This window comes from Bacillus sp. RC240 (genome assembly GCF_044907945.1).
Lineage (GTDB): Bacteria > Bacillota > Bacilli > Bacillales > Bacillaceae_G > Bacillus_A > Bacillus_A mycoides.
Map to the genome: position 1 here is coordinate 1 of NZ_JBIYCT010000026.1, position 8,586 is coordinate 8,586.

The 8,586-nt window shown below is 33.8% G+C and carries 5 protein-coding genes, 1 rRNA gene and 2 pseudogenes; 6 read left to right on the forward strand and 2 right to left on the reverse strand.

What is annotated here, in order from left to right; genetic code table 11:
- The first annotated feature begins 499 nt into the window (after positions 1 to 499).
- Positions 500 to 2,431, forward strand: a complete 1,932-nt coding sequence (locus ABH955_RS28995; RefSeq protein WP_404491965.1) for a glycosyltransferase — start codon at positions 500 to 502, stop codon at positions 2,429 to 2,431.
- 66 nt (positions 2,432 to 2,497) lie between these two features.
- Complete coding sequence (locus ABH955_RS29000) at positions 2,498 to 3,274, forward strand: class I SAM-dependent methyltransferase (protein WP_404491967.1); 777 nt, start codon at positions 2,498 to 2,500, stop codon at positions 3,272 to 3,274.
- A 40-nt stretch (positions 3,275 to 3,314) separates the two neighbouring features.
- Here ABH955_RS29000 and ABH955_RS29005 read toward each other — a convergent pair.
- Positions 3,315 to 4,260, reverse strand: a pseudogene (locus tag ABH955_RS29005) (NAD-dependent epimerase/dehydratase family protein).
- 302 nt (positions 4,261 to 4,562) lie between these two features.
- Here ABH955_RS29005 and ABH955_RS29010 point away from each other — a divergent pair.
- The 4 genes and pseudogenes from ABH955_RS29010 (at position 4,563) to ABH955_RS29025 (ending at position 8,479) form a co-directional block, all read left to right on the forward strand.
- The gene (locus tag ABH955_RS29010) at positions 4,563 to 5,357 is read left to right on the forward strand and encodes a sulfotransferase family 2 domain-containing protein (RefSeq protein WP_404491969.1); all 795 of its coding nucleotides are present in this window, start codon (positions 4,563 to 4,565) and stop codon (positions 5,355 to 5,357) included.
- Between the two features lie 204 nt (positions 5,358 to 5,561).
- Positions 5,562 to 6,284 (forward strand): class I SAM-dependent methyltransferase, encoded by a 723-nt coding sequence (locus tag ABH955_RS29015; RefSeq protein WP_000398933.1) that lies wholly within the window; start codon positions 5,562 to 5,564, stop codon positions 6,282 to 6,284.
- 26 nt (positions 6,285 to 6,310) lie between these two features.
- Positions 6,311 to 7,183: a class I SAM-dependent methyltransferase gene (locus tag ABH955_RS29020; protein WP_404491970.1), complete on the forward strand. Its 873-nt coding sequence runs from the start codon at positions 6,311 to 6,313 to the stop codon at positions 7,181 to 7,183.
- 215 nt (positions 7,184 to 7,398) lie between these two features.
- Positions 7,399 to 8,479: pseudogene (locus tag ABH955_RS29025) on the forward strand (glycosyltransferase WbsX family protein).
- A gap of 14 nt (positions 8,480 to 8,493) precedes the next feature.
- On the opposite strand, the gene rrf reads toward ABH955_RS29025, so the two are convergent.
- A 5S ribosomal RNA gene (gene rrf, locus ABH955_RS29030) occupies positions 8,494 to 8,586 on the reverse strand; the annotation flags it as partial.

Sequence of the window (8,586 nt, forward strand, 5' to 3'; positions counted from 1 at the left end):
CATCTAAAAATAAAAATTGACGTTCACGTTGTTTGTTTCGTTCAGTTTTCAAAGAACTTGTCTGTCGCTCATTTGCGACTCCCTTATGTTAACATCTTCGTTAGTTAATGTCAACTAAGTTTTTCATTTTGTTTGCCGCGTTCTGCGTTATTGCATCGGCGACTTGTTCTATATTACACCTCTATATCCTAATCGTCAATACCTTTTATCCTTTTTATTTTATAAATTCTAAAGGGTATTGAACCTTCTTCATTTATACTCCGTTCCTAGAGATTAATAAACTGGTGCAATCACTTTCATAATCGACAGTTTATACTTTCTTACTTACACCTTTCTAAAGAATGAATAGCAAGCCAAACAAATATATATTAAAGGTAGCACTTTTTATTTCGAGTACATTCCAGCTGCATTCACAATTATCTCCTACCACTTCTCTCTAGGAATTATAAATACACCATGCATTTACTAAAAATCTAATTAACTTAGGAGGCGTTATGAAATGCATGTTAATAAGAAGATCATTTATGTATCCCATGATGCCCATTTCCACGGAGCACAGCTGCTTTCTTTACATACTATTAAAGCTCTTAAAGAAAACTTTCATTACTCCGTCGCAATTATTTCTATTGGAACGGGCATTTTAATCCACGATTTTCAAAAGTATGGTCCTGTTTATTGCCTAGAGGAAGACTACCCAACAGAAAAAAGGGTCGAATTATTAATAAAGAAGTTACTATCACAAGACTATACCATCGCCATATGTAGTACCGTCATAAGTGGTGATATAGTTGCATTACTAGCTAAACACAATATAAAAGTTATTTCATTAATACATGAATTGCCGCATTTAATACAACAGTACTCTGCCGAGGGGAAAGCTAGAAACATTGCCCAGTTTGCTTACAAAGTTGTCTTCCCTTCACAGTACGTGTATGAAAAATTCCGTACAATCACCCAATTAGATCATCAAAAATGTCACATCCTCCCTCAAGGCTTGTTTAACCACAATCCTTATAAGAACAATATTGCAAAAGCTAGAAGCGAATTACGAAAAAAACACAACCTGCCTCTAGATAGCAAAATCATTTTAGGAGTAGGTTTCGCTGATCATCGGAAAGGGATAGATTTATTCTCACTTATTGCTTACTCAGTAAGAAAGGTTCATACGAATATTCATTTTATCTGGGTCGGGAGAACGGATGTTCATTTCTTTAACACGCTATCCCCAAGATATACAGCACATTTCACATTAGTTGAGCCTACTCCAGATATCGGTTTATATAACGCCGGGGCTGATTTATATTTGTTAACTTCAAGAGAAGATCCTTTTCCAAACGTTGTTTTAGAGGCATTAGATACAAAAGTCCCTGTTATAGGGTTTAAAAACGCTGGAGGTTTTGAAGATGTTGTTACGGAACAAACTGGCGCCTTAGTAGACTTTTTAAATTTACCGCAGGTGCTGGAAAGAATATATGAATTTATTGGAGATGAAGACTTACGATTACAAAAAGGGCGCTTTGGCCAAGAGCTTATTGAAAAAGATTTCAACTTTCTTCATTACATTTATCAACTGTTAAACCTACTTGATCATAATTACAAAAAAATAAGCGTAATCATACCGAACTATAATTACGAAAAATACTTATCTAACCGAGTTAAATCCATATTAAACCAAACCTATCCCCTTTACGAACTAATTTTCCTAGACGATGCCTCTACTGACAATAGTGTATCTATATTTGAACAGCTGCTCTCAAACGAAAATAAGCCCCACCTAAAAGTTCAGCAGATTATTAATGATAAAAACTCTGGTTCTGTATTTAAACAATGGATAAAAGGCATCTCTGCAGCAACCGGTGATTATATTTGGATTGCAGAGGCCGATGACTTATGTGATCAGACATTTTTAGAAGAAGTAATCCAAGGGTTTCATATAAATCGTGATGTTACCTTAAGCTACACACAATCAAAACAAATAGATGAACAAGGAAATATCCTAGCCAATCATTATTTAGATTACACAAATGATATTGATAAAGAAAAATGGAAAAGTTCTTATTTCCGAAAAGGGATAGATGAAATACAAGATACATTACTTATCAAAAACACCATACCTAATGTCTCAAGTGTAGTTTTTAAAAACATAGATATAAAAACTACAGAAAAACAATTAGAAAAGTTTAAAGTAGCTGGTGATTGGTTTTTCTATGTTTCTATTCTTAAAGAGGGGAACATTTATTTCAATCCAAAACCGCTAAACTATCATAGACGACATACAAATAGCGTAACGAGAACAGAAGATTCATATTCCCATTACAGTGAAGTTGTACAAATGCAGAATTTCATTAAAGAAACCTTTACTATCGACGACATTTCAAAAAAGAAAATGTATACATATAGAAAGTACCTTAAAGCATATTTGAAGATTTAATGATATATTTTCTTCGCCATCAGTATCTCTTGTAAAACATTACTATCATTTAAGGGGGGTTACTCTTTGAAAGAATTTATAGAAGCAAATAAAGATTTGCTTTCTCAAATTGCACACAAATACAATGTAAATACAAGTATCCATCCAGAGGATCATATCTTTCAATTCCTTGTCACTAATCCAGTCTTCCCATCTAAAAAAGAAGCGATAGATTATTATTTTCAAGATGGGAGAAAATCCGCAGAAACACTTTTAGATTTAATTACTTCCTTTTATCCCCCTATTGACACTCCAATTAAATTATTAGAATTCGCATCCGGATATGGCTGCGTAACACGTCATTTGTTAAACCCACAAACGAACTTAAGTATAACTAACTGTGATATACATGAAGAGGCTATTACTTTTATTGAAAACACATTAAATACTTCTTCTATCTTATCTCACCCTGAACCTGAACAAGTAAAATTGGCCTCGTCTACGTATGATATCGTCTTTTGTCTATCCTTTTTTTCTCATATGCCTGATACAACTTGGTTTCGTTGGCTTCAAACATTGTATAATGCTGTTTCTCCTGAAGGCTTACTCATTTTCACAACTCATGGTTATCAAAGTAAAAAGTACTTCAGCTTTCCAGATTTAAATAAACAGGGTTATTGGTTTCTCCCTTCTAGTGAACAATTGGATTTAGATGTTCATCAATACGGGCAAACGATCGTTAGTCCCTCTTACGTATGTGACAAAATTAAATTATTGCCCTATAACCCTGTCATCAAAAAATACACTGAAGGTTTTTGGTGGGAACATCAAGACCTTTGGGTAATAAAAAAAGAAATAAAATAATAAACCACGCTCTACTGATACAAAAGTAGGGCATGGCTTATTATTTTTTACTATATAAGAACTCTTCAATCCATAGCTTATTTAATCTAATTCCACTTTTGAAATCTATTTTCGGTTCCCAATTACATTCTCGTCTTACTCTATCTATATTTAAAATGATTTTTCGAACATTTTCTTGCCTTTGTTTATAGCAGGTAAAGTCCACTTTTCTTTCCGTTAATTTCTCCAATTCTACTATAATTCGTTTTAAAGAGAGACCCTTGCCGCTCCCTATGTTATACACACAAGATTTCAAACGATTTAATTGTGATAGTTGTATAGTGATTTCAACTAAATCATCGATATAAATATAATCTCGAATAATCTCTTGTGGATTCCCATATATATTAATCTTTTCATTACTGAGATGCTGATACAAAAAACAATTTATTGCCCCAACTTTCTTTAAAGGATTTTGATATTTTCCATATGGATTAGAATATCTACATACAACATAGTCAATTCCGTATTTTTTCTTATAAAAGTACAAGTAATTTTCAAGCGATACTTTTGTTATTCCATAAGGAGAAAGTGGTTTTAATGGATGTTCCTCATCAATAGGTAAATATTCCGGTTCACCATAAACCGTTCCTCCAGAAGATGCTAATACAATTTTTTTAACAGGAAAATTTTTAACACTTTCCATGAAGTTAAGAAAAAAAAAAGCTACTGTTTATATCTCCGAAAACATCTTCAATTGAAGTTGCTACATTAGAAGTTGCAGCTAAATAAATAATAATATCCACACTCACTAAAGCTTTATATATATCTTTAACATCCGCTAAATCACCTTTAATAAATTCAACCTCACTTATAATATTTTGAGGGAAATTATTTATATGTCTGGAAAATACTTTTACATTTTGACCTTGTTTCAATAAACCTAATGCGAGGTTTATACCAATAAAACTATTTCCACCTACTATTAAATAATTATTCTTCCTCATAATATCCTCTCTAGTAATAAGATTTTTGCTTATCACACCTAGAAATACAAATAAACGAACTTGGTCACCTCTATTATTCATTCTCTTATAATTGTATGCCCCTTATAAATTTTCATTATCTTTATTTTATATTTTCCTTTTAGAATCGATACCTTATTTAAGATGACCGCAAAAACACTCATAATATTTACTCATTCCCATGAATATATTGGATTAGTAAAAACTTGCCTTCTCATATTCTCGTTTATTCTATTTAAAAACCTTCTCCATAAATAAAACTTTCAAAAAGGAGCACTACATGTATGAAGAATGTAAATCAAGAGCTTTTAAATCATGTAATCCTACATAAAGATCGAATCCCACATTTCCATAAAGACTTTCCACTTATACTATTCTGGAGCCATAGAAGCGGATGTACTACTTTAGCTAATTGGTTCTTTTTTCAAATTGGATTATTTCCTGAAGCAAAGAAATACCATGACTTTATTCATTACTATGAGTTCTGGGTGTATAAAAACAATACAAATTACATACCCGAGTTACAAAATGGTCTTCTAGAAGCAAAAAAAGATGTTTATAAACTTGTGCGAAACCCCTATACAAGGGCGGTCAGCTCCTTTTTATTGCTTGCTGACAATCCATATGCTAGCCCTCAATGGGAAAGTATCCGGCATTATTTTTATAATGACAAATATAGTAATCAAGGAATATCATTTAAACAATTTTTATATTACGTTCAAGCATTCGGTTCCAATTCCCTAGCAATAGATATACATTTTAGTCAGCAATACGTCCCAGGTGAAGAAAACTTCATCCAATGCTATATTCCTTTAGAAGATTTTAATACACAAATCACCAAGATAGAACACACGTACGATTTGACTAAATCAAATTTAGCGCTTCTTACAAATTCAGATCATCATCGTGCTCATAAGATGCTTTATACGGGAAGCTATGCAGAACTTAGCATTACAGATGCATCCTTCCCCCGCTTTCCAACATATGAAAGCTTTTATGATAAAGAAACCATGGATTTAGTTACAGAAATATATGCACAAGACTTTGAAATGTATCCGTACACAAAAGGGATATTCTAAGTCGATACATTCTTCAATGAATAAAAGCGAATGTATCGCATAGCATAAAGTGAAACTTTAATTAGCGTGGGGTTCTCTCCCGCTAATTATTCCATTCTACCAATCTCACTTTTATGAGTTCCCTAATTTCCACCCACTCTCTTTGATTTCGCTGATTGTTGACATGTGTGTCATATGCATTTTTTTACACAGGAGTGATGTCATGTGGAAGGTAATTTGAAGCACAATAATGGATATTGCGTTATTTGTGAGAAGAAAGCTACATTTATAGAGCATAATGATTGGCTTAGAGATCACTACTTATGTTCTACATGCCACTCTATACCAAGGCAGCGCGCTCTAATTCATGTTTTAAATACATTTTTTCCAAAATGGGGTTCCTATCATATCCACGAATCCTCTCCTGGAGGAATTACAACTCAACTACTAATAAAAAACTGCAAAAACTATACATATTCTCAATACTTTAAAAACTACCCTCTCGGCCAATACTTTCAAGGGATTAGATGCGAGAACTTAGAAGACATGACTTTTCAAAATGAATCTTTTGATTTATTCATTACTCAAGATGTCTTTGAACATGTAATGGAGCCAAACAAAGCCTTTAAAGAAATAGAGCGTGTATTAAAGCCTGGCGGCGCTCATGTGTTTACTGTCCCTTGGTATCATACACTCACAAAGACTTTACAAAGAGCAAGAATCAATAAAGAAGGAATCGAATATATTGAGGAGCCAATTTATCATGGTAATCCTATTGATGAGAACGGGTCTTTAGTAACATTTGATTGGGGTCAAGATATGATTGAATATATTTATACACATGCAAATATGTATACCATTGTTTATTTACAAAAGGATAGATCACTGGGGTTAGATGCTGAATTTCTACATGTTTTTATTAGTAAAAAACACGAAAATGATTTTTAGGCACTATATAATATGGAGGTTAACAAATGAATAACTTTGAGTTAGAAAGTGATTTTGATAACCTTGTTAGCCCGCTTTCTGATGTTGAACTTCTTAATCTATTTATACAAAGTTGCTCACAAACAAAGATAAATGGCATCCCAGTACCTATGTTCCCCTCCGAAGAAATTCAACAACAGTTTGTAGGTGCTTCCTATGAACATGCTCTTTATGAAGCATATTTGTTTTATAGCCTTGTAAAAACATATGCCCATAATTTAGGCGTTCCCTTGAATAAAGAACGGAAAATTTTAGACTTTGGTTGCGGATGGGGAAGAATCATACGCTTCTTTTTCAAAGATGTTCGCCATAAAAATTTACTTGGTATTAATGTAGATCCTGCAATGATTAAACTTTGCAACGAAACGTTAGGAAGAGGCAGGTATAAAATAGCTCCCCCACAACCTCCTGTAGAATTTATTAATGACAATTCATTAGATATCATATTCGCTTATTCTGTATTCTCACATTTATCCGAAGAAACCGCAGAAAATTGGATAAAGGAGTTTTCAAGAATTCTTCGTCCAGGTGGAATCTTCATCGCAACAACACAAGCACGCTATTTTCTCGATTTCTGTCAACAATTCAAGGAACACCCTGAATTAATTCAAACTGGGTGGCATAAAACTTTATCTCAAGCTTTTCCAGATATAAATCGTGCCATCTCGGATTATGAAAGCGGCAATTTTATCCACAGCCCTACGGGAGCTGGAGACGTTAGAAACAGTAGCTTCTATGGGGAAACCGTTATACCTAGAACTTATATTAAAAACCACTATGAGAAGTATTTAAAGCTACGGGACTTTTTTGATGATACAAACCGGTTACCCCAAGCTCTATTTGTTCTCCAAAAAGATTAACTCTTTTCGCTCATTGTATAATGAAGATCATTTTGTATCTCAGCCGTATATATTAAATCATCAAAGATTTCCATATCAAACAAACTGCACAAAAGAATTCATTATGCAGCATAAATACAGTAAGTAAATAACATATCTCATGTTTTAACTAGATTCGAAAAATCAAAAGTAACTTCCCACCACTTGAACTACGAAGAACATAAGGGGGATATATCTTGAAAATAATCGCTTTTTACTTACCACAGTTTCATCAAATAAAAGAAAATGACCGATGGTGGGGGAAAGGGTTTACTGAATGGACAAATACTAAAAGTGCACGACCTTTATTTTCAGGACATTACCAACCTAGAGAACCTTATCAAGATTTTTATTATGACTTAACCACCCCATCCGTAAGAAAATGGCAAGCAGAAATCGCCAAAGCACATGGCATATATGGTTTTTGTTATTACCATTACTGGTTTAAAGGGAAGAGGCTATTGGAGGCACCCTTTAATGAGGTACTTAAGATGAAGGAACCAGATTTTCCATTTTGCCTTTCTTGGGCAAATGAACCGTGGACAAAAACTTGGGATGGTCTTGATAGTCACATATTAATGCCTCAAAATTATGGAGAATTATCGGATTGGAAAGAACACTTTGAGTATTTATTGCAAGCTTTCCAAGATGAGAGATATATCCGTATAGACGATAAACCACTATTCATTCATTATTTATCGTCCCGGGCATATCCCTCATTGTGAACAAATGCTTCATTATTGGAATACACTCGCACAAGAAAATGGTTTGAAAGGTATATACTTTGCAGAAACATTAAACAGCTTTCCACTTCCTAATATAAATGGATTTGATGCTAGCATTCAATTCGAGCCTTTTTATACAATTGCTCATGATAGCTCTTCAGACATAAATAAGAAAATATATGAGTCTGGTAAACAAATAAACGCTTGGAATTATGATAAAGTGTGGATGTATATACTAAAGCGATCTCCTCCAGAGAAAAAAACATTTCCTGGTGCCTTTGTTGACTGGGACAATACAGCACGCCGCAAAGACTTAAATAGCAGTATCTTCCTAGGTTCTACCCCTAGGAAGTTCACGATATACTTAAGCAAACAAATCCAGCGTACCTATTCTCTTTACAACAGCGAGTTTTTATTTATTAATGCGTGGAATGAATGGGCAGAAGGTACTTACTTAGAAGCAGATAAAAGGCATGGATTCGCCTATTTAGAAGGAGTTAAGCAGGCAATTAACAGAGGTATGAAAGCATACAAAAAAGACGAGTCATTCTGACTCGTCTTAAAGTTGCTTGGCGACGTCCTACTCTCACAGGGACAAGGTCCCAACTACCATCGGCGCTAGAGAGCTTAACTTCCGTGTTCGGTATGGGAACGGGTGTG

Coding starts and splice junctions, on each gene's coding strand:
- ABH955_RS28995 (WP_404491965.1), top strand. CDS start 500: ATGCATGTTAATAAGAAGATCATTTATGTATCCCATGATGCCCATTTC.
- ABH955_RS29010 (WP_404491969.1), top strand. CDS start 4,563: ATGAAGAATGTAAATCAAGAGCTTTTAAATCATGTAATCCTACATAAA.
- ABH955_RS29020 (WP_404491970.1), top strand. CDS start 6,311: ATGAATAACTTTGAGTTAGAAAGTGATTTTGATAACCTTGTTAGCCCG.